This window comes from Parasphingorhabdus sp. (genome assembly GCF_036964565.1).
Classification (GTDB): domain Bacteria; phylum Pseudomonadota; class Alphaproteobacteria; order Sphingomonadales; family Sphingomonadaceae; genus Parasphingorhabdus.
This window is the reverse complement of the sequence record NZ_JBALTN010000008.1, coordinates 19859-40987: the sequence shown is the minus strand read 5'-3', so window position 1 is coordinate 40987 and position 21129 is coordinate 19859. Positions and strand designations below refer to the sequence as shown.

Genomic DNA, 21129 nt, shown 5'->3' with positions numbered 1-21129 from the left:
CCGAATGCCAGCTATATACGCGACTAGGGCACGGCTTTCCGCCAACGACGAAAAAGCCACGAGACAGGGCAACTTGGCTTAGTCAAGCCAGCAACGATTGGACAGGCTATGCAATCTGCAACTGAAAGCACACAAACAAAACGGATTTCGCGTCTCTCGAAAATTATAAACTCCGTGTTTCCGCGAACGCCGGACTTCTATTCAATGCTTAATGATCAATGTGATGTCGTTGTGCAGGCAATGGAAATGCTGGCCGCCTATATGCAAACAGGCGAGCAGAAACGAGCCGATGATGTGCGGAGACTGGAGCACGAAGGGGATATTTTGAAAATAAGAAACATAGATACCCTTAACCGCTCTTTTTCAACGCCGTTTGATCGCGAGGACATTTATCGGGCGATCACCTCGATCGATGAGGGTTTAAATTATGCCAAGACGACCGTGCGGGAAATGGAGATTCTTGGGATCGAACCCGATGCCCAAATGCTCGAAATGGCGAAGCTTCTTCAATCCAGTGCGCAAAAGCTTCAAAGCGGTTTCGCCACTTTGAAAAAGGACCCTAGCTTGGCCGAACAAAGCGCTGCGGCCGTTCAAAAAGTGGAAAGACAGGTTGAAAAACTATATCGCAACGCGCTTTCTCAGTTGTTCGATGCAAAATACTATTCCGCCAAACCCCGGGCAGAACAATCCAGCAATCAAGATGAGTTTTTGCATCTATTGGATCCTTTGGAGGAGGCCGATTGCAGGGCAGTGGCTAGCGGCTTATCCTATGTGATGGAAGTTTTGAAGCGGCGGGAAATTTATCGCCATTTGTCAAATGCGTCCGACCATTTCGCCCACGCTGGCGATATTCTGCACAACATAATTGTAAAAACAGCGTGACATTTCTGCGCAAATTGAGATGATTTTTGGAAAGGTGACAAGATGAGTAAAAAGGAAAAAAAGACCAAAGGGATCGGCAAAGGAAACTATAAGGCCTCTTTGCAACGCCTCCAGTTGGAACTGGTAAAATTGCAACGACATCTGATCAAAAATGATCTCCAGATTTTGATTATTTTTGAAGGTCGGGATGCGGCAGGCAAGGACGGCGTGATCAAACGGATAACCGAGCATTTGAGTCCGCGTGAAACGCGCGTTGTGGCATTGGGCAAGCCTTCGGACAGAGAACTTCGTTCCTGGTATTTCGAGAGATATGTAGCTCATCTTCCATCGAGCCAGGAAATGGTTTTGATGAATCGAAGTTGGTACAACCGGGCCGGCGTCGAACGCGTCATGGGCTTTTGCAGCGAAACGGAATATGAGAATTTTATGAAATCAGTAGTTCCTTTTGAGCAGATGCTGATCGGGTCCGGGATGCAAATCTACAAATATTATCTAGATATCTCAAAAGACGAGCAGGAACGGCGCCTGCGTGATCGTCGGGTAGACCCTTTAAAGCAGTGGAAAATTAGCCCAATAGATGAAGTCGCCATTGAACATTGGGACGATTATAGCGAAGCGCGCGATGCGATGTTCCGCCGGACCCATACTGAGATTTCACCATGGTATGTGGTGAAAGCGGACAATAAAAAAACGGCACGATTGAATATTATTGGCCACCTGATGTCGCTCGTTGATTGTCCGGACAAGGATAAGCACGCTGAGCAACCTGACGCTGAAATAGTCTTTCCGTTTGATGAGATATATCTGCAAAATAACATTATTGCGCCGTGATATTACTCAATATTCCAGCCCGGCCCAATTTTTTCCAAAATGCGTTGCAGATTTCGCCTCGGACTCGAGTTCTATCATGACCATATCCGTTGTTTTCCAGATCATAGTAGTGATGCTTCTTTGGGCAATATGCTTTCCCTTCATAACCTGGGGTATAGAATTTGCCCCGCATCTTACATTTGCTGCCTTTCGCGCGATCCTGTCCGGTTTGGTTTTGATTATACTAGCGTTCGCTTTGCGGCAGCCATTGCCACAAAATTGGAATGACTGGAAAATCATCGCCATAGTGGGGATTGGAGCAACCAGTTTCGGCTTTTTGGGCATGTTTCACGCAGCGGAATTTGTCTCTCCGGGTATTGCGACGGTAATCTCAAATGCACAGCCTTTAATAGCTGCAATTCTCGCAGTCTTTATATTGAACGAGCGACTGACGCGTCTAGGCGTGTTGGGCATGTTATTGGGTTTTAGCGGAATTATATTCATAGCGTTGCCAGGATATCTTTCCAGCGAGAATAATAGCTATGCGATTGGCGTAGCCTATATTATTCTGGCTGCCCTGGGCATTACGATTAGCAATGTCTGGATAAAAAAACTAGCTGGGTCAGTCGATGCATTAATGGCGATGGGTCTGCAGCTTCTTATTGGCAGCATTCCCCTTGCTATCGCAGCATTGGTTTTTGAAGACCCAAAAGCTGTAAAATGGTCATCTCAATTCATATTGATACTCGGAATTCTCAGTGTTTTTGGTACTTCGTTGGTCTACTGGATGTGGTTTTCCATCCTCGAAAAGACGTCCTTAAACCGGGCCAATAGTTTCAGTTTTTTCATCCCGGTTTTTGGCTTGGCACTGGGAGTTATATTTTTCGGAGAACGCATAGCTTTTCTCCAATGGATTGGGATTGCTCTAACTATAGTAGGTGTTTCAATGATCTTCATGCTGGGATCAGCCCAGAAACGATCGATAACATAACAGACATAACTGGCCATTCATCCAGGGTGCTGGGTTGGAGCGCTGCTTTTCAGAACAATTTTTCCCGTCTGAAACCCGGTTATTGGTGACTGCTAGTATGAAAAATACCAAGACAATGACAGGGAGCGTTCAATCGCTCACATTTTCGCGGCGCGCTACTCTACTGGGCGGTGCCTCATTAGGCATAGGTGCCGTTCTCCTTGCCCGCATGGGCTATATCTCCGTTGTCGAAAATAGCCGTTACAAATTACTGTCAGAGAGCAACCGTGTAAATTTTACACTCATACCGCCGCGCAGAGGTTGGCTTTTAGATCGCAACGAAAAGCCTATCGCAAACAATAAAGCCGATTTTCGTGTCGATTTAAATCCCAGTCGCGTGAAGGACAAGGAAACGACGGTCGCAACGCTTAGCAAATTGTTGAGGCTGGATACCGAAGAGGTCAGGCGAATAAACACTCAATTGGCAAAGACAAATAATTTTCAGCCAATTCATATTGCCTCAGGTCTTGATTTGGACAGCTTCGCTGCAGTGACTGTCCGCTTGCCAGACTTACCCGGAGTTTCAGCTAGTCGCGGCTTTTCAAGAAATTATCCACCTGGAGCGGCCGTCGGGCATCTTGTCGGCTATGTTGGCACGCCATCGGCTGAAGAATATGAACAAGATCCTTCACCTATTCTGGTCACGCCGGGGTACAAAATTGGCAAGGATGGGCTAGAAAAGAAATTTGAGGCAGCGCTGCAGGGAAAACCAGGAGCTAAGCGGGTAGAAGTTACGGCAAGAGGAAAGATTGTACGCGAACTGGAAGCGCGCCCTGATATCCCAGGCAAGTCCATTCAGCTGACGTTAGATATTGATGTCCAGCGTTATGCTGCACGAAGATTGGGCGAGGAATCCGGTTCGGTTGTTGTTCTGGATAGCCAAACGGGGGAGATTTTGACGATCACGTCTATGCCCTCGTTCGATTCCAATAGCTTCTCGGATGGTATTAGTCAGAATGAATGGCAGATGTTGTCCGGCGATGATCATGTGCCTCTTCGGGACAAGTCCCTGCGCGGTCTTTATCCGCCTGGATCAACAATCAAGCCAATGGTCGCATTGGCGCTCCTAAAGGAAGGGGTGAGAGCAGATGAAACGATTTTCTGCACTGGTCGCTTGAAAGTTGGCAATAGCTTCTTCCATTGCTGGAAACGAGGCGGGCACGGGATCATCAACATGGCCAAAGCCATATATCAAAGCTGTGATGTCTATTTCTACCAAATGGCTCTTAGAGTGGGAATCGAGCCCATAGCGGCGATGGCAAAAACACTGGGGCTGGGTCTAAAATATGATCTGCCAGTCTCATCGCAAAGCTATGGCACGGTACCTGATGCACAATGGAAGGAGCGCAAATATAATCGAAAATGGCAAGCCTATGATACGGTCAATACGACGATCGGTCAGGGGTATATGCTTGCCAATCCGCTGCAACTGGCGATCATGGCCGCCAGAATTGCTTCTGGGCGCAATATCGTTCCTTCATTGTTACCCAACAAGAACAAGCGGCTACCTCAAAGTCTTGAAATTTCGCCAGAACATCTTGCTTTTGTTCGCAGCGCGATGGGAGATGTGGTTAGCGAAATAGGCACAGCGCGCCTCGCCGCGCTGCCTATCCCCGATGTGAAGATGGGCGGTAAAACGGGAACCGCACAAGTAAGGCGTATAACGATGGCAGAACGGGCAGGGGGCGTTCGGTCCAACGCTAGCATGCCTTGGAAATTCCGCGATCACGGACTTTTTGTTGCTTTCGCGCCCGTCGAAAATCCCCGATATGCAATATCTGTCGTTGTGGAACATGGCGGCGGCTCGGGATCCGCCTATCCGATTGCGCGCGATGTCATGACGTTCTTATACGAGCAAGAAATAGCAATGGATGCCCTGCTAAAACTCGAAGCCGATTGGGGCGGAGATATTGAAGAGCGGATGGCTAAAAGGCTGGCAGAATATAAAGCATCCAAAACCGTCACAGCAACGGACTGACAAGTCGCGCAATATTTTGGACTAGTTTGACTGGCACGGCGCGTTGATTCCAGACTTCCTGACTTAGTCGCTCACTCGCAGCGATATTTTTGCTTTGTTCCGCGGCCAGCATCCTCGCTAGTTTTTCATCGTAGATTATCAAACTGGCTTCGGCGTTTAACTGAAATGATCTGATGTCAATATTGGTAGAGCCAACAACACATATTAGATCGTCTACCATGATGTGTTTTGCGTGAAGCAAGCCGTCACCATATAGATAGATGGTTATGCCTGCACGCAGCATCTGATCATAATATGAGCGCTGAGCAAGGCCCACCAAGATGTTGTCCGAAGCCCTAGAGAGTATAAGATTGACTTCAACTCCTCGTAAAACTGCAGTTTCAAGTGCTTCTACCAAGGCAACGTCCGGTATGAAATAGGGGGTTGTGATAAAGACGCGCCGCCGCGCGCTATATATTAGGGCCACAACCAATCGACCTGCGCCGGTAACGGGAAAATCCGGCCCGCTAGGCAGCAGTTGAGCCATTATCGATCCTTTGCCATGACGATGCGGAAAATATGCCGCGTCGTCCAGAACCTGCCCGGTTTCAAGATACCAATCTGCTGCAAACACAGCTTGCATTTCAAGCACTACGGGGCCTGCGACATGCACAACAAGCTCGCGGTTGAACAAACCGGGTGCATATTCTGCGTCAATGATATTTTGAGAACCAATATAACCAATAGACGCATCAATAATCGCAATTTTTCTGTGATTACGCAGATCAGCACGGGCAGAACGTCGACGCAAAAAAGTCACCGGCAACGCCCGTGCTACTTGGACGCCTGCGCTCATCAGACGATTGCGAATGGCGCGCGCCCATCGGCGTGAACCCAAGGCATCAATAAGAACCCTGCATTCGACACCCCGTTTGGACGCTCTTGTCAGCGCATCAATCACTTTTGATCCTGTGCGGTCGTTTGCAAAAATATAACTGAGAAGATGAACGTGATGATTGGCTCCATTGATATCCGATATGAGTTGATCAACGGTGCGGTCATAATCTGAAAGAAGATCAATCTTATTACCGCCCAGTATTGGAAACTGTCCCAAATTCTGGACCAATTTGGCAGCGGGAGCATATGTTTCGGGTAGAATTGGATGGGAACAGAACTTAGAATGGCTGATTTCATCAGTTGCGTTTGCCAACAATTGCCGAGCTTTTTCAAAACGCTTCCGCCGCCATCGTGGGTAGGTAGGCCTGCCGATTAGTAGATAAATTATCAGTGCCGGAATAGGGATGAAAAAGGTGACAAACAGCCAACCACGTGCCGCTCCAGGGGACCGCCTTAGCGGAACGACAATCAGCATGATTATTCGGATCATCCACTCAACCAGAACGTAACCTATTGCCAAAGAATCAATAATTTCCTGACTCATTTGGCAGGTTCGATCTGTGTCGCCGTATGTCTTATCCACCTGAGCATGTTTTTGTGCCAATTTCCTTTAGATTATTAGTGCATAAAATTCTGGACCGCCTGTGCCAGCAGCATCGTTTGGTGAACGAATCAACTTCAAATCGCAAAAGACTCGATCAGTTCTTCATCGCCAGAATGATCTCGTTGAGGCACCATTGTGGATTTCGCAACAACGGGTGATGGTCACCATTTTCTAAAATCCGTAATTTCCAGCGCGAACGATTGGACAATAATTTTTGAACTCCCGAAAGTGGAGCGGTTGTGTCTGCGCTCCCATGCAAGCAATAGACGCCGCATTCAGGATCCAGTCTGTCAGCATCAGCGAACAGATCATGGCCATATACGCCGTCCCATAAAGAAGAAGTGTACGATCGCCATGTGTGGCGGGTCAGGTCCTCAACGACTTCAGGCGGCATATCACGCAGCACGTAGGGGAGAAACCAGCGCAGCACCCAACGTGTCACCATACATGCAAGCGCTGCAAAGGCGATGTTGGTCGTAACATATCGCTCCGCTAGATGGCTTTCGCTAAAATATTTGATGGCACCTTCTTTATCGCCGAAATAGGGAATACTGAACAGGATCAGACGTTTTACCAAATGAGGAAACCGGGCGCAAAAGGCGATTGCGACTATTGCCCCGAATGAATGCCCAACGATAGTGATTGCTTTTTGGCCGTGTACAATCTGATAAAGTTCTTCGACATGGCGATCCACCGTATATTTGGTCCATGGTTTTGGGGATTTTCCATAGCCGAGCAGATCAACCAACAAGAGCCGGTGATTAACCGTCAATGGGGCTATGCGCGATCTCCAGTAACGCGTTGAGCCCGCGATGCCATGCAAGAAAACCATGGTTGCGCCTTCATCACCAAGGCTTTCGCTATAGAGCATAGTATCCAAAGCCTGCCATGCTGAGCCGAGGATATTGCCTACCGGGTATCCAATTTCGCGAAATAATAACGCTGCATATCACTTTCATAAGATGTGCCTTCCAACATCTCCAAGATAGATTTAGCAACCAAAAGATCAGGCAAATTATTGATGGGACATCATCCTCGATTCAAATCAATTTCTGACTGACATTTTGGTTTTGAAGTTCCCTAATGAGACAAGAGAAGCGGTATCGCACTATTCTGTAGCATATGCCGGGTAACGCCGCCGAAGATCATTTCGCGTGTTCGCGAATGGCCATAGGCGCCCATAATTATACATGATGCTTCAATGTCGCGGGCTGCAGATTCTAGAGTCTCTTCGATCGAAGTTTTCGTATCAAGGTCTCTCAGTTCGGCGTGAATTCCATGCCGGGATAAAAATATACCTGCGTCTTCTGCGGGAAACTCGGAGGAAGCCTCATCAACCGTAACCAGATGAACTTTTGAGGCTCTGGAAATCAGCGGCAAACTATTTCGGAGCGCATTGGCAGCCTCTGCCGACCCATTCCAGGCAATCATCATTGGTCCAGTGGGATCGAGGACTGGTGCATCATTAGGAATAGTTAAGACCGGAATGGGGATATGAACGGATAGATCGGCCGCCACGTGGCTCAGCTTTCCATTATCGCCTGGTCCGCTACCAACGATGACGATATCAGCCAGTCTTGCTGCCAATATCAATTCGCCAACTAGATCGCCTGTGCGAACATACCAATCCCAGGAAGCCCCTTCTTTAGAGAGCTTTGCTTCAATTTCTGTTCGACGGTCCTTGGCTGCTCCTTCGGCATCACGCAGCATTAATCCGTAGGTCATACCAGACGCTTCACCTGCCCATAGTACGTACGGAAGCGGCAATATTTGCGCGCAGCTCAGATGAGCTTTTTGATCGAGCGCGAGGGCCAATGCCGATTGCAGGCGGCCTTCCATCCCTGAATCGCCGATAATGGGTAGAAGAATGGTTTTCATAGTGGTCCTTTCAGCAGGCCGCGATTGGGCGGCTTGACGAGAATAATGACGGTTGTGCCGTCGAAACGTTACAGTTTGCCGTTGGATCGGACGAACCCGCGAAGATTCTCTAAAGTGCGGTGTAAACACTAGCGGAAGAAAATATATCCCAAGCTTTACCGCAACGTGCGCCAGGACATTAAGATCGAACTGTTCACCGCCAGTGTAACGAAATGAGCAAACCTGCGTCTGTATTGGATACCGCCGGAAATTCACTCTTGGCAGCGCTCGCCTGTCGGGCTGGTAATTTCTTGGGGTCTGCAGACCGGACAGGGCTATTTTCTGGCGCTAATTCGGCAGCCTTCTAGACAGACTAATATACTGATTATTGGAACGGAGAATAAAATGGGTACGTTTGGATGGGGAGTGGCCGTGATTATGGTCATTGTAGTTTCTTGGATATTCTACAAATATCTTGCTCCAAAAGGTTGGCGCGAATGGGCAGGGGCAGGTTTGGTGCAAGCATTTATTATCGCGCTATATGCCGAAATGTATGGATTTCCGCTGACGGTCTACCTCGCCATCCGCTTTTTTGGCTTGGACAGAGATTATGTAAGTTACAGCTTCTGGTCAACAATGCTCAACTTCAGCGAAACTGGAATGTTTGCGGCGATGATCTTGGGCTATATCGTTGCATTTTTTGGAATAGGGCTTTTCATCAAAGGCTGGCGAGAAGTTTATCTTGCCCGTCAGGAAAGCCGGCTGGTTACGACCGGCCTATACAAGTTTGTCAGACACCCCCAATATACTGGCCTTTTCATTGCCTTGTTCGGCGAAGGGGTCATTCATTGGCCTACCATATTCTCGATCAGCCTGCTCCCGGTTATAATGATTGCTTACTATTTCCTCGCACGTAAGGAAGAGCGCGATATGCTGCGGAAGTTTGGCGATGACTACCGTGTCTATCAAGCTAAAGTACCCATGTTCTTTCCGCGTTGGGGACAGTGGAAAGAAATGAAGAAAAGTTCTCAAGGCTCATGACATAAAATCCAGCATTTGATGGTGGAGGGAATTGGCATTGGGCGGAATTTGCTGCTAATAAATATGCTGCGCATATCCGGATGATGATATGATACTGAATATTGTAATCATCGCAGCTATAATCTTAGCTAGCGTGTTACAGTTTTCTCGAAGTTTTTCGCAATCCTCTTTGTGGCGGGCAACGGTTACTCCACTGGCTTCAATCATCGGTAGCGGGTTTCTCGTTCTCGCCCCCATCTTGGTCTATGCTTACGGAAGCAAAGCCCCTCTTGTGATGGGCGCGTTGGTCCTTGGAGCCTATCTTTTTGGGAGCGCTATCCGCTTCAATATAGCCGTCCGAAACGCCCCGGTTTCCTTTCATGATTTTATCGCAGAGAAGCTGGAAATAGGCGCTTCCTGGGCGCTCGCTTTCGCCTTCATGATATCTGTTACCTATTATCTCAATCTCTTTGGTGCATTCGGGCTTAGTCTAACGCCTTTCGACAGTGCTGCGAATGCCAAGCTCCTTTCCTCCGTCATTTTTGTGATCATTTTGGCAGTTGGTTATACGCGCGGGTTTTCTGCGCTTGAGAAAATGGAATATGCTGCCGTCACAATTAAACTTGCTATCATCGCAGGTTTGTTATTGGGCCTCAGCTATTATTGCTACGCCAAAGCAGTCAGTTCAACTCTGGTCCTTCATCCACCCCAATTGACCGGCTGGGCGGCCATAACACTCGCTTTTGGCTTGATTATTACCGTCCAAGGGTTTGAGACCTCACGGTATCTAGGCGACGAATATAGCGCCGCCGTTCGGGTTAAATCGATGCAGCTTGCCCAATTGGTCGCCGCCGCAATTTACATGATCTATATCACGTTGTTCGCATTGTCATTTGAGCATGAAGAATTCCGGCTAACTGAAACGGCAATCATTGACGTGATGGGAATTGTTTCTCCAATATTGCCCTGGATATTGGTAGCCGGGGCGTTGGCTGCACAATTCAGCGCCGCCATAGCCGATACAAGCGGTTCTGGCGGTCTGATTGCAGAATTGACAAAAGGCAGGATTAGCTCGCGTAATGGCTATGTGTTGCTCGTAATCATAGGTTTGGTATTAACCTGGAGCGCGGATGTGTTTCAGATTATCAGCTATGCGTCTCGCGCCTTCGCGCTATATTACACTCTGCAGGCAGCAATCGCTGCTCGAATGGCATTTCTCCTTCCAAAGCACAGATGGCACGGCTGTCTCTTCGCACTGCTTGTGATTTTGGGTGTTCTGATTGTTGGGTTTGGCGATGCTGTCGAGGTCTGATGCTTGCAATTGCAAGTTGAGGCTTGATACGAATGAATCACTGCATTTTTTGCCACGGCGACATGGCAAGGCTTTGTTGATCGTGTTGGAGTTGATTGTTTATCCAAACACTAGCTAACATTTTTACTCCGTCGGCGTTTCAATGGCCAGCGTTTGATGAGTAGTGTCAAACCCGACATCGACATTACGACACCGCCGAATGCAAAGGCTATCAGCCACCAGCTGTTGAAGTTTTCATGATTTTTCCAGTCCATTATGTGAAGTGACCAGAAGAAGTCGTAAAATCGCCAGGTAGTACTCCTGACAGCAGAAATTTCCCCTGTAGCCAAGGGAATGAAAATCCTCACGTCATCAATTGTGCTCACTTGCCATGCGGGCAAAGCGCCCCGATACTCTATGGAATTTTGATTGATCTTGGCAACTGACGTAAAATCAGGCTGTCTGCCGATCCATGCCTTCTCCGCAATATTGAGGGCTTCCTGCTTCCCAATCGGCCCGCGTAGATTACCCGTGAGGCCATCAAAAAGATATGTCTTTTCCTCCATATCAATTGCTTCGGCAACAGGTTGGCCCGACAGCATACGGTAGCGCAAGGAGCGTATGGGGCCATTGATTTCTGCCCCTAAAGCTCTAGGAGAAACGAGCCCGCTGATATTTCTGATTGGTTCCACCTCGCGTGATACCAAATGTTCGCTCCGTACGGTTCCGATAGGTACGATGCTCATGATAGAACCGCTAACGAACCAGAGCAGCAATTGTGCGCCGATGATCAGGGCGAGCCATTTATGTAGTTTACTCGCTTTTATGTGAATCTTGGTCGACATCTATCCCCCCGATAAATCGCAGACTATAACTTGACGTCGGGTCTTATTGAGCCTTTTTGGGAGCGCGCGAAGAAGAATGGTACCGCAGAATTTTCCAGTTGTCGCCTTCACGAACTAACACCGACGTCGCGATGCCGGTGCGCTCGATTTTACGATCATCCTGCAAAACTATCACATAGCCATAAGTCTCTGTTGCAAAAGCGGTATTCTCAACCTGAGTTAATGAGACTGTCGGCTGCGTGAAAGTAAAGCTTTTCACATGACCTAATTCGGGACCCAGATGATGTTCCAGATAATGGAGAAATGTTCCTTCAGCCTTACCATTTTCGAATATTTGAGATTCTTCTGAAAACAGCGGCTTCATCTTTGAAGCATCAAGCTTTTGAATGGCGTCCCGGTAGGCGGTTAGAACATTTTCTGGAGAGGATCGCGTTGAATTTTGAGGTTCCGCTTCTATTATGGTCGTCTTGCTATCAATTTGGGTGTCGCTTGATTGCGCCGCGAGCGCACTGGCTGGTGCGAGAGCGAGCAAGATTGCATTTAAAATTTTCATAGTTTTATCCATTGGTTATTGTTCCGAGTCTTTTAACAAAGCACAGGGCCATTCCAGCAGTTTTGCCAAGTTTGCATTCCACCTCACCCCTTTCATGCATACTAAACCGCCCATATATGATTGTTAAAATTGGAAACATGGCGACTATCAGAATCGCCGGCCAGTGATTTAGAAACCCAATCATTAGAAAGCAGTTTTCCTATTCATTCTTCCTCGTTCCTATTTGATGACTGATTCCGCCCTCCACGCATAAACAGAAACATCGGAATACATGCCAGCAGCACGATGCCAAGGAGTAGATATACGCCAGGGATATGGGCCTGGTGTTGATGGGTCATCAAATAGCCGCCAATGACTACAGCGCCGAGAAAAACGACAATATAGGTGAGCGTTAACGCAAAACGGCGGGGAGCCGGCTCGTTATTTTTCATCCAACTTTCCTTCGAACGGAACCACTTGAAATCCTGCTAGAACCAGAAACGGATGCCGACAACATAGTTAGTGACCGACGGATCTTCACCCGCTGCTAATGCAAAGTCCCGGCTTCCACCGATCTTCCACTCCTGATCAATTCCAATATAGGGCGCAAATTCTCGCGCAAATTCGTAGCGCAGCCGCAGCCCCACTTCCAGCCTGTCCAGACCAGCACCGACGCCCAGTTCGGGAATGTCTTGAGCCGCAAGACTAACCTCTGCACGCGGTTGCAAAATCAGGCGCTGGGTAATTTTCTGGTCCAACTCGCCTTCGATACTTGCTGTCATATCGCCTTTGTTGGAAAGAAACAGCGCAGCATCGACTTCGAAAAGATAGGGCGCGAGACCTTGAATACCAATCACCGCGTGGGTACGTTCGGGACCTGTCAAATCCTGTTTAATACCGGCCTGTAAATCGAAAAATGGTGCAATTGCCTTGCTATATAGCGCTTGGATTTCTGCGCTCTCGATGGCTTCTCCAAAACTGCCTTCACCTTCACTTTTGAACCAAAACTTTTCGAGATCGCCGCCATAATAGCCCTGCACGTCCCACAAATAACCGTCTTTACCTTCCCGGGCTCGGTACTCTAGACGGTCACCTTGAAACCAGAATACTGGCGTACCGCTAACCTCTCTGGCAACGCCAGCACGTGAAGCGGCCATTGCCTCTGCGCCAACAAACTGATCAGCGGCATATGTGGGCCCTTCAAACGCTTCCGGGGGTGGAGGCGCATTTACGGGCAAATCTAATGGCATGTCATGACCGGCATGAGGGTCGGCCTCTTCTGACTGCTGGTTCATTTTGCCATGATCCATTTGGCTGTGATCCATTTGAGGATCACTCATGGAATCCATTTGCATATCCTGAGATGCTTCCACTTCATCGACGCCTTCATGCGGCAGCCCTTCATGATCCATTTCATCATGATTGAGGGGGACATCATCCAGCGCCGGTTTAGCCGCGTCCATGTTGTGGCCTGCATGGGGATCGGCTTCATCGGCAACCGGCTTTTCGGCAGGGTCCGCCATAGCGGGCATATTATGACCGTCATGACTTTGCGCGAACGCGACATTGGGCACTGCTGTGCTTGACAGCAGGAGAGCAATCATCATTTTCATGATTTGTCTCCATCCAGCGGGCGCACGGTGACGACCTGAAACATCCCGTTATGCATGTGATAGAGCAAGTGGCAGTGGAACGCCCAATCGCCCGGTTCATCTGCCGTGAGGTCAAATTGCGCGCTGCCGCCTGGTTGCACGATAACCGTGTGTTTCAGAGGTTGGCGATCATTTTTCGCGCCATTTACCAGTTCGAAAAAATGGCCGTGCAAATGAATTGGATGCGCCATCATTGTATCATTGACGAGCTTGACCCGGACACGTTCATTGTAAGCGAAGCGGATGGGATCATCTGTGACGGCAGAAAATTTCTTGCCGTCAAAGGACCACATATAGCGCTCCATATTTCCCGTTAGATGGATTTCTTTGAGCCGTGTAGGCGCTCGAACCTTGTTAGGGCGCGCTGCCACCAGTTGTTTGTAGTTGAGAACCCTGTGGTCAACCTTGTCGAGACCGATGCCAGGGTCTCCCATCCGGTCAACCGGGTTCATTGATACCATATCTACACCTGGTCCGACCTTGACCGAAGGCGGTAATTTGGACGTGTCTCGCATATTCATGCCGCCCGACATATCCATATCGGCCATTGCCGCGCCGGCAACGGTACCGCTAGCGCCATGTGCCGAATGATCCATTCCACCTTCACCATGCCCGGACATGCCCATATCCTCCATGGTAAGCAGCGGTGGATCACGAAGCGGGGGAACAGCAGCACGTGCGCCTGGGCGACTTGCGAGCGTAGCAAGACCCATACCTGAGCGGTCCATTGATTCAGCGACGATTGTATAGGCGTCGCTGCTTCCAGGTTCGACGATGACGTCATAGGTTTCGGCATTGCCAATCTGGAATTCGTCCACCTGGACAGGCCGCACATTCTGACCATCAGCTGAGATGACGGTCATTGGCAGGCCGGGAATACGGATATTGAAAAACGTTGCAGCAGCCCCGTTGATAAAGCGCAAACGTACACGCTCGCCCTTCTTGAAAAGATATTCGAGTCCATCTTCAGGACCATGCCCGTTGAGAAGATAGGTATAGGTTGCGGCAGATATATCTCCAATATCGGTTGGCATCATCCGCATTTTGGCCCACATTCGCCGCTCGTCTGCCGAAAGCGGATAGTCATCTGTCATCGTGCGCTGATTATAATTAAAATAGCCTTCGCCCTTTTTAAGTTTGGCCATGATCGTGTGCGGATTCATGGGCGACCAGTCAGACAGCATCACTACATAATCCCGGTCATATTCTACCGGCTCTGGTCCCTTGGGGTCGATGATGATTGGGCCATAGTGGCCCATTGGTTCCTGCAAAGTGTGGGCATGCCACCAATAGGTTCCTGCTTGGCGGATCGGGAATTCATAGCGAAATGTCTTGCCAGGTTCGAGCGCTGCCATCGTTACGCCTGGCACACCGTCCATTAAAAATGGAACGAGCAATCCGTGCCAGTGAATGGAGGTGCCTTCAGAACTATCATTGACCATGTCAACGACCAGGTTCTGACCCTCTTTGAGACGCACAAGCGGTCCTGGAACAGTGCCATTTACGGTAACGGCTGGTCCGTTGCGCTTGCCAGTTTGGAATGCCGCATCAGCTACGGTCATTTTCATGTATTCGCCGGAGAGAACATCACTGCCTTTGCGGGCTAATGTGCCTCCATTGGCAGCGCGTGCCCAGCCTGGCATCGCTGCGGATAGTCCTGCAGCCCCACCAAGCGCGAGCGATGAAGTAATTAATTTTCTGCGGTCGAGGGAAAGCATAAATTCTGTCCTGAATAGAGGTCTGTGTTCAACCTCATTACGCGCCCAGATGCTTTATCCCTCAAAACTTTTGGCTGCATCCCGCAATTTATTTCGCGCGCGGTAAATTCGCGATTCAACCGCCTTTTCCGAAATGCCTAGAAGAGCAGCCGTTTCGGCCTGACTGCGTTCGTCAAAGGTCACCAAAACGAAAGGCTCTCTTAAAGAATGGGGAAGGGTGGCAATTTTTTCTTCCATCAGAGAGAGCATCTGGCGTGATTCCAGGTCAGAAGATTGATCAGGTGTTTCGTCAGCGGTCTCTAGTTCGTGCTCCTGGCCGCTTCCAAACTCGAAAAAACGACGCACTTTGCGCCGCCTTAAATGATCACGACATTTATTAAGAGTAATTCTGGTTAGCCATGGAGCCAACTCGCGGCTCTGGTCAAATTGACCTATTTTGAACCATGCTGCGGCCATTGTCTCCTGGACAGCATCTTGCGCTTCGTCTGAATGATGCAACGTTCTAAAAGCGATGTTAAGCAAGCGCGACCCATGACGTTGCATCAAGACTCCAAACGCTCTGCGATCACCCTCTGCAGATCTGCTTGCAAGGACCTCGTCCTGTTCATCTGAAATTGGTTGATCCATTCCAGATTATTCAAAGAATTTCATTGCTGATCAGCAGTAAGTGCATCGCTCACATGACGGTCGAACGCCGCTTGCTGATTGGGCGATAATAGCGAACGCATTTCAAAAACATGCGAGATCGTTGCTTTTTGTAGCTCCCCCATACGGTCATGCACATCTTCTACCGCCAATGCGACTTTAGGGCCAAATTCGTGTTCTTCCTCCATAGCGGTAGCAAGCTTGCCATTGGCCGCGCGCAGCGATAGCTCCAAAGTTCGGCGCTTTACCGCAAATTTGTCCTCCATTTCGTCGAGGTTTTTCATTTGGGTTTCTGAAAGACGGAGCTCTTGATGAACAAAACCATGAAGGCTGGCGCTTTCACCATTTCGCGCTAACCATTTATCGGCTGCTAAAGACCCCAAAAATCCAGCAGCCAGTGCCAGAAAAATCAGGAGAGCAATGCGAAAAGGCCCCATTCTCATGGTGAAACATGTAGCAATGTGGCTGGTGAATAGTCAGGCCCATCGCTCAAATAACTGGAGCTACTGCTCGCCATAGCTTCATCTCCCCCACTCATCACGCCGACGCTAAGCGCGGTAACCAGCATGATAGCGGCCAAGCCATTACGGCCCCTAGCCAGCTGTCTGCTTTCGATTTGAGATACACGGGACCAAATTCCAGCCTCGAAATCTGGTCCGATACCAGGTAACCTTTGATGGCCCAGCTCCTCGATTATTTTACTAAATTTGTCAGTCATTCAGCTTTCCTTCCAAAACCGCGTTACTAGATACTTTACGCGTGGGGCAGATAAAACCCTCAATAAAATTTTGAGGGGAATGAAAGTTTGCTGCGTAATAGTCACATAGCAGCATCGAAACAAACTGCTAGATTTGGAGCTCAATATGCACTGGCGTTCGATCGGTTTGGTACTGCTTTTAATTCTCACGCCCGCTTCGGCATTGCAGGCGCATGAGGCGCATCGCAATAATGAGCCTGATCCCGTGGCCCAATCGACCGAACACAACGCCGCTGATGAAAGCATGGCATCGATGCAATCTGGAGATATGACAGATCCACATGCCGAACATGCCCACAAAGCAGCAACCGACAAAAGCTTCGATCTCATCGATTTTCTCGGTCGCTTACACCCTATGGCGGTTCATTTCCCAATCGCTCTTTTCCTGGTTGCCGCATTGGCCGAGCTTATCATGATTATTAATCCGACGGCAGGTGTGGGGAGTTCGGTTCGGTTCCTCGTCTGGATCGGTGCAGCCGGCGGCATTGTGGCTGCAATTTTGGGCTGGCTCGCAGGCGGCATACGCATGAGTGATCGTTCGGAGATTTTGGGACTTCACAGGTGGACAGGCACCGGCATCGCCATAACCGGCATATTGCTCGCTCTTTTGTCTAATGCTCCCGCAAACTCGGGCAAACGCACAGTGTTCCGCGTCGGGCTGGCGGCCGTAGCACTGGCGATACTATTTCAAGGCTATTGGGGTGCAGAGATGTCGCTCGGCCCCAACCATATGGGAATGTAGAGGAATACTTATGACCAAAAGCTTATCTATTAAATCTTTACGTAAAGCAGCCAGTGGTCTGACGCTCGCGTTGCTGGCAGCCTGCACAACAGCGGTAAGCGCCGCCCCAATCGTTATGTACCGGGATGCTGGCTGCGGTTGCTGTTTGAAGTGGGCGGATCATGCCGAGAAAGGCATGGACCGGACGATCACGGTTAAAGACGAAGCTAATATGCGGGCGCGTAAAACCGCTTTGGGCGTTCCGCCCATGCTGGCTTCTTGTCATACCGCTGTTATTGACGGATATGTCATCGAGGGCCACGTCCCAGCAGCTGATATCAAGCGATTGCTCGAAACCCGCCCTGCTGGCGTTAAAGGGATTGCCGTAGCAGGCATGCCGGTCGGGTCACCGGGCATGGAATATGAAAATCAAACACAAGCTTACCAGGTCATCGCCTTTGGCGCTGATGGGCAGAGTGTGTTCACAAACTATAATTGAGACGAACAACCTAGAAGGGAAATATAATGAATAAACTAGCAGTTATCGCCAGCGCAATCGCTCTGGTTTCAAGCGGTGCAGCTTTGGCGCATCAACACAAAGCCGGTACTTCTCACAAGGCTGGTGCTAATCAGTCACAGAAATGTGAAATGATGAAGGATGGCAAGAAGATGCCAGGTATGATGCAAAAAGACGCTGATGGCAAAATGTCCTGCCAGATGATGGATCATTCGAAGATGGATCATAGCAAAATGGGCCATGGTCCGGCCAAAACAGAACCGGCCAAGCCGGAATAGTTAAACCCGCATAGGGTCGCAGGATGGGTCCGGAGTTTTAGAATTTCGATTTTAAGGCTTCGGGCCGGTTCCTACTTTCCCATTTTGCCAAACAAGCTGACGAGTTCGGCAATTTTTTCCTTTTGGTCAGCTTTGTTTCCCGACGTGAGGGCTTCTTCAACGCAATGATTGATGTGAATTTCCAATATTTTCATTTTTGTGGCGCGTAACGCAGCCTCCACAGCAGAAAATTGTTGGAGAATATCGATGCAATAGCGGCCTTCCTCCATCATTTTAGCTATACCGCGAACCTGGCCTTCAATCCGGTGCATCCGGGATATTTCTCGAGTAAATTTTTCTGTCATATTTTCCTAATCCCTTATTTCAGTGGTGGCTTAATCAAAAGGTTTTTTCCAGGTTCCATTACCTCTCTTGACTATTAAACTATACTCCACTATAGTATATTGATCAACAAAAATGATTGGAGCGTAATATGCCCGGTATCTCAACTGGAAAACAAATTCTAATCCTGGGGTGGACTCTGAGTCTGTTCCTGCTTGTCAGCTATCTAATATGCATTGGTTTTGGTATTATCGCACCTGATTGGGCGCATATGCATGAAGCCTGGGCGCCATGGCTCCCCGGTTTTGAATGGCTGACATGGCCTGGCTTTCTCGCAGGTGCCATCGGTAGTTTTGCTTATGGCTGGTATATCGCGCTCTTTGTAATCCCGCTGAAACGCTTTTTCGAAAAACGAATTGGAAATTCCGCTAATGGCTGAGGTCACTCCTTCCCCCCATGGCCTTTCAGGCCATGACCACAGCCATGAAGGTTCTTCAGATCATGTCACAGACCCCGTCTGCGGTATGACTGTTGAGCCGGATAAGACCGAGCATCATGCATATCATGATGCTCGGGATTATCATTTTTGTTCTAACGGATGCAAAACCAAATTTGTTGCAGATCCAGAACATTATATTTCGGGAAAGCATCGCGAGGTACGGGATCATACGCCAGCAGGGACTATCTATACATGTCCTATGCATCCGGAAATTCGGCAAGACGGACCTGGCTCATGTCCAATTTGCGGCATGGCGCTTGAGCCGGAGGAATTTTCTTTAGAAACCGGCCCTGACCCTGAATATATCGATATGCGCAGGCGCTTTTGGGTCAGCGCGATATTTTCCATCCCCCTCTTCATATACGCAATGGGGGATCTCATCCCCGGCAAACCATTCGAGGGCCTGTTTGAACCAGGGGTAGCTCAGTTGTTGCAGTTTTTGCTGGCAACACCGGTAGTCCTCTGGGGTGCATGGCCTTTTTTCGTTCGCGGTATCCAATCAGTCAAAACCATGAACCTCAACATGTTTACCCTGATCGGGCTGGGCGTAGCTGTTGCCTATATATTCAGCGTCGTTGCAACCTTTTTGCCAAATATCTTCCCAGCCGCGTTTCGCGGGCACGATGGCGGCGTTGCTGTCTATTATGAAGCCGCGGCAGTCATTACGACTTTGGTCCTATTGGGACAAGTACTGGAACTGAAGGCACGCGGGCAGACATCAAGCGCCTTGCGGGCACTGCTGGAACTGGCACCGCCAATTGCCTTGCGCGTTGGTGCGGATGGGTCTGAAGAAGAAATATCGCTCGACCAGGTGCAGTCCGGTGACAGCCTGCGCGTCCGTCCGGGCGACAAAATACCCGTCGATGGCACTATTGCCAAGGGCTCCAGCACGATTGACCAATCGATGATCACGGGCGAGCCAATCCCGGTCGCCAAAGCCGAAGGAGACGATGTCACCGGTGGGACAGTCAATCAGACCGGCAGTTTCATTATGACAGCTGAGCGTGTGGGTAAAGACACGCTGCTCGCCAAGATTGTCCAGATGGTAGCGGAAGCACAGCGCAGCCGCGCGCCCATCCAGAAGCTCGCGGATTCGGTTGCCGGCCTTTTTGTTCCGGTAGTCATTCTCATCTCGATTATCACGTTCATCATCTGGGCGATTTGGGGCCCTCATCCCGCTCTTGCTTATGGTCTGGTCAATGCGGTCGCGGTTTTGATCATTGCGTGTCCCTGTGCGCTTGGTCTTGCAACCCCGATGTCGATCATGGTGGGCACAGGTAAGGGTGCGCAGAACGGTATCTTGATCAAAAATGCCGAGGCGCTGGAAACTTTGGAAAAGATAGACACCATCGTGGTCGACAAGACTGGCACACTGACCGAGGGCAAGCCCAAACTGGTCTCGGTAGAGCCCGCGCATGGTTTTGATGGCGATGAAATGCTGGCACTTGTTGCTGCAATTGAAATGGCGAGTGAACACCCGCTGGCCGCCGCGATTGTAACTGGCGCAAAGGATAAGGGCCTTTCGTTTGAAGCAGCAACCGATTTCCAGTCGGTTACTGGGGAAGGTGTCGAAGCAACTGCACAGAACCTGCGCGTTGGCATCGGCAATGAAAAGATGATGGAAAGGCTCGGCGCGAGCAGCGCAGATCTAATTGCAAAAGCGCAAGATGGACGATCACAGGGTCAGACTGTCATGTTTGTTGCCGTGGACGGGAAACCTGCCGGTCTCATCGGCGTAGCAGACCCCATCAAACCAACAACCGTCGATGCCATTAAGGCTCTTCACAACGCCAATATTCGTGTGGTGATGCTCACAGGAGATGCAGAAGCGACCGCGCAAGCCGTTGGGAAGCTCATTGGTATTGATGAAATTCATGCCAATGTATCACCGGAAGACAAGCACCGGGTGATCAGCGAGTTACAAGCTGCCGGTAAGAAGGTCGCAATGGCTGGTGATGGCATCAATGATGCGCCCGCTTTGGCTAAAGCCGATGTGGGTATTGCGATGGGGACGGGGACCGATGTAGCGATGGAGAGTGCTGGAATCACTCTGGTAAAGGGCGATTTGGGTGGCATTGCCAAGGCCCGTCACCTCAGCCAACTCACAATGGGCAATATCCGGCAAAACCTCTTTTTCGCCTTTATCTATAATGGACTGGGCGTACCCGTCGCAGCCGGGATCCTCTATCCTTGGTTCGGCATATTATTGAGCCCGATGATCGCGGCCGCTGCGATGAGTCTCTCCTCAGTATCGGTTATCGCAAATGCGCTGCGCTTGCGCCGCCGGACCTTGTAG

General features: G+C 49.6%; 23 protein-coding genes. 11 read left to right on the top strand and 12 right to left on the bottom strand.

Annotated elements, in window-relative coordinates:
- The first annotated feature begins 108 nt into the window (after nucleotides 1-108).
- From V7650_RS12310 to mrdA, 4 genes are all read left to right on the top strand, one after another.
- Nucleotides 109-882: a DUF47 domain-containing protein gene (locus V7650_RS12310; protein ID WP_335656544.1), complete on the top strand. Its 774-nt coding sequence runs from the start codon at nucleotides 109-111 to the stop codon at nucleotides 880-882.
- A gap of 42 nt (nucleotides 883-924) precedes the next feature.
- On the top strand, nucleotides 925-1713 hold the full coding sequence (gene ppk2 / locus V7650_RS12305) for a polyphosphate kinase 2 (protein WP_335656543.1): 789 nt from the start codon (nucleotides 925-927) through the stop codon (nucleotides 1711-1713).
- 76 nt (nucleotides 1714-1789) lie between these two features.
- A complete protein-coding gene (locus tag V7650_RS12300) occupies nucleotides 1790-2683 on the top strand; it encodes a DMT family transporter (protein ID WP_335656542.1) in 894 nt (297 codons plus the stop codon).
- A 97-nt stretch (nucleotides 2684-2780) separates the two neighbouring features.
- Nucleotides 2781-4700 (top strand): penicillin-binding protein 2, encoded by a 1920-nt coding sequence (gene mrdA / locus V7650_RS12295; protein ID WP_335656541.1) that lies wholly within the window; start codon nucleotides 2781-2783, stop codon nucleotides 4698-4700.
- Here mrdA and cls read toward each other — a convergent pair.
- The 3 genes from cls to V7650_RS12280 form a co-directional block, all read right to left on the bottom strand.
- A complete protein-coding gene (gene cls / locus V7650_RS12290) occupies nucleotides 4684-6120 on the bottom strand; it encodes a cardiolipin synthase (protein WP_335656540.1) in 1437 nt (478 codons plus the stop codon). The genes mrdA and cls overlap by 17 nt on opposite strands.
- A 154-nt stretch (nucleotides 6121-6274) precedes the next feature.
- Nucleotides 6275-7051: an alpha/beta fold hydrolase gene (locus V7650_RS12285; protein ID WP_335656539.1), complete on the bottom strand. Its 777-nt coding sequence runs from the start codon at nucleotides 7049-7051 to the stop codon at nucleotides 6275-6277.
- Between the two features lie 209 nt (nucleotides 7052-7260).
- On the bottom strand, nucleotides 7261-8058 hold the full coding sequence (locus tag V7650_RS12280; protein WP_335656538.1) for a universal stress protein: 798 nt from the start codon (nucleotides 8056-8058) through the stop codon (nucleotides 7261-7263).
- Between the two features lie 384 nt (nucleotides 8059-8442).
- On the opposite strand from V7650_RS12280, the gene V7650_RS12275 reads away from it, so the two are divergent.
- A complete protein-coding gene (locus V7650_RS12275; RefSeq protein ID WP_335656537.1) occupies nucleotides 8443-9078 on the top strand; it encodes a methyltransferase family protein in 636 nt (211 codons plus the stop codon).
- 88 nt (nucleotides 9079-9166) lie between these two features.
- Nucleotides 9167-10369 carry a hypothetical protein gene (locus V7650_RS12270; protein ID WP_335656536.1) on the top strand — a complete coding sequence of 401 codons (1203 nt, stop codon included), beginning with the start codon at nucleotides 9167-9169 and terminating at the stop codon, nucleotides 10367-10369.
- 110 nt (nucleotides 10370-10479) lie between these two features.
- On the opposite strand, the gene V7650_RS12265 is transcribed toward V7650_RS12270, so the two are convergent.
- The 8 genes from V7650_RS12265 to V7650_RS12230 all read right to left on the bottom strand — a co-directional run bounded on the left by V7650_RS12265 (nucleotide 10480) and on the right by V7650_RS12230 (nucleotide 16458).
- On the bottom strand, nucleotides 10480-11193 hold the full coding sequence (locus tag V7650_RS12265; protein WP_335656535.1) for a PepSY domain-containing protein: 714 nt from the start codon (nucleotides 11191-11193) through the stop codon (nucleotides 10480-10482).
- 43 nt (nucleotides 11194-11236) lie between these two features.
- Nucleotides 11237-11746, bottom strand: a complete 510-nt coding sequence (locus tag V7650_RS12260) for a YybH family protein (protein ID WP_335656534.1) — start codon at nucleotides 11744-11746, stop codon at nucleotides 11237-11239.
- A 203-nt stretch (nucleotides 11747-11949) separates the two neighbouring features.
- The gene (locus V7650_RS12255; RefSeq protein WP_335656533.1) at nucleotides 11950-12177 is read right to left on the bottom strand and encodes a DUF2933 domain-containing protein; all 228 of its coding nucleotides are present in this window, start codon (nucleotides 12175-12177) and stop codon (nucleotides 11950-11952) included.
- Nucleotides 12178-12213: 36 nt separating this feature from the next.
- On the bottom strand, nucleotides 12214-13338 hold the full coding sequence (locus tag V7650_RS12250) for a copper resistance protein B (protein ID WP_335656532.1): 1125 nt from the start codon (nucleotides 13336-13338) through the stop codon (nucleotides 12214-12216).
- Nucleotides 13335-15095, bottom strand: coding sequence for a copper resistance system multicopper oxidase (locus V7650_RS12245; protein ID WP_335656531.1), 1761 nt, complete (start codon nucleotides 15093-15095; stop codon nucleotides 13335-13337). Before V7650_RS12245 ends, V7650_RS12250 begins: the two co-directional genes overlap by 4 nt.
- A gap of 54 nt (nucleotides 15096-15149) precedes the next feature.
- Nucleotides 15150-15722 (bottom strand): RNA polymerase sigma factor, encoded by a 573-nt coding sequence (locus tag V7650_RS12240; protein ID WP_335656530.1) that lies wholly within the window; start codon nucleotides 15720-15722, stop codon nucleotides 15150-15152.
- A gap of 20 nt (nucleotides 15723-15742) precedes the next feature.
- Nucleotides 15743-16183, bottom strand: a complete 441-nt coding sequence (locus V7650_RS12235) for a periplasmic heavy metal sensor (RefSeq protein WP_335656529.1) — start codon at nucleotides 16181-16183, stop codon at nucleotides 15743-15745.
- Nucleotides 16180-16458 (bottom strand): hypothetical protein, encoded by a 279-nt coding sequence (locus V7650_RS12230; protein WP_335656528.1) that lies wholly within the window; start codon nucleotides 16456-16458, stop codon nucleotides 16180-16182. The genes V7650_RS12235 and V7650_RS12230 overlap by 4 nt, the downstream gene beginning before the upstream one ends.
- 145 nt (nucleotides 16459-16603) lie before the next feature.
- On the opposite strand from V7650_RS12230, the gene V7650_RS12225 reads away from it, so the two are divergent.
- The 3 genes from V7650_RS12225 to V7650_RS12215 are packed head-to-tail and all read left to right on the top strand — an operon-like array spanning nucleotide 16604 to nucleotide 18013.
- Nucleotides 16604-17239, top strand: coding sequence for a DUF2231 domain-containing protein (locus V7650_RS12225; RefSeq protein WP_335656527.1), 636 nt, complete (start codon nucleotides 16604-16606; stop codon nucleotides 17237-17239).
- A gap of 10 nt (nucleotides 17240-17249) precedes the next feature.
- Entirely contained in the window at nucleotides 17250-17717 is a 468-nt protein-coding gene (locus V7650_RS12220; protein ID WP_335656526.1) for a DUF411 domain-containing protein, read from the top strand.
- A 26-nt stretch (nucleotides 17718-17743) separates the two neighbouring features.
- Entirely contained in the window at nucleotides 17744-18013 is a 270-nt protein-coding gene (locus V7650_RS12215; RefSeq protein ID WP_335656525.1) for a hypothetical protein, read from the top strand.
- A gap of 71 nt (nucleotides 18014-18084) precedes the next feature.
- Here the strand turns inward: V7650_RS12215 and V7650_RS12210 are convergent, their stop codons facing one another.
- On the bottom strand, nucleotides 18085-18357 hold the full coding sequence (locus V7650_RS12210) for a metal-sensitive transcriptional regulator (RefSeq protein WP_335656524.1): 273 nt from the start codon (nucleotides 18355-18357) through the stop codon (nucleotides 18085-18087).
- Nucleotides 18358-18485: 128 nt separating this feature from the next.
- Here V7650_RS12210 and V7650_RS12205 point away from each other — a divergent pair, with 128 nt between their 5' ends.
- Complete coding sequence (locus tag V7650_RS12205; protein WP_335656523.1) at nucleotides 18486-18773, top strand: hypothetical protein; 288 nt, start codon at nucleotides 18486-18488, stop codon at nucleotides 18771-18773.
- Nucleotides 18766-21129 (top strand): heavy metal translocating P-type ATPase, encoded by a 2364-nt coding sequence (locus V7650_RS12200; RefSeq protein ID WP_335656522.1) that lies wholly within the window; start codon nucleotides 18766-18768, stop codon nucleotides 21127-21129. The genes V7650_RS12205 and V7650_RS12200 overlap by 8 nt, the downstream gene beginning before the upstream one ends.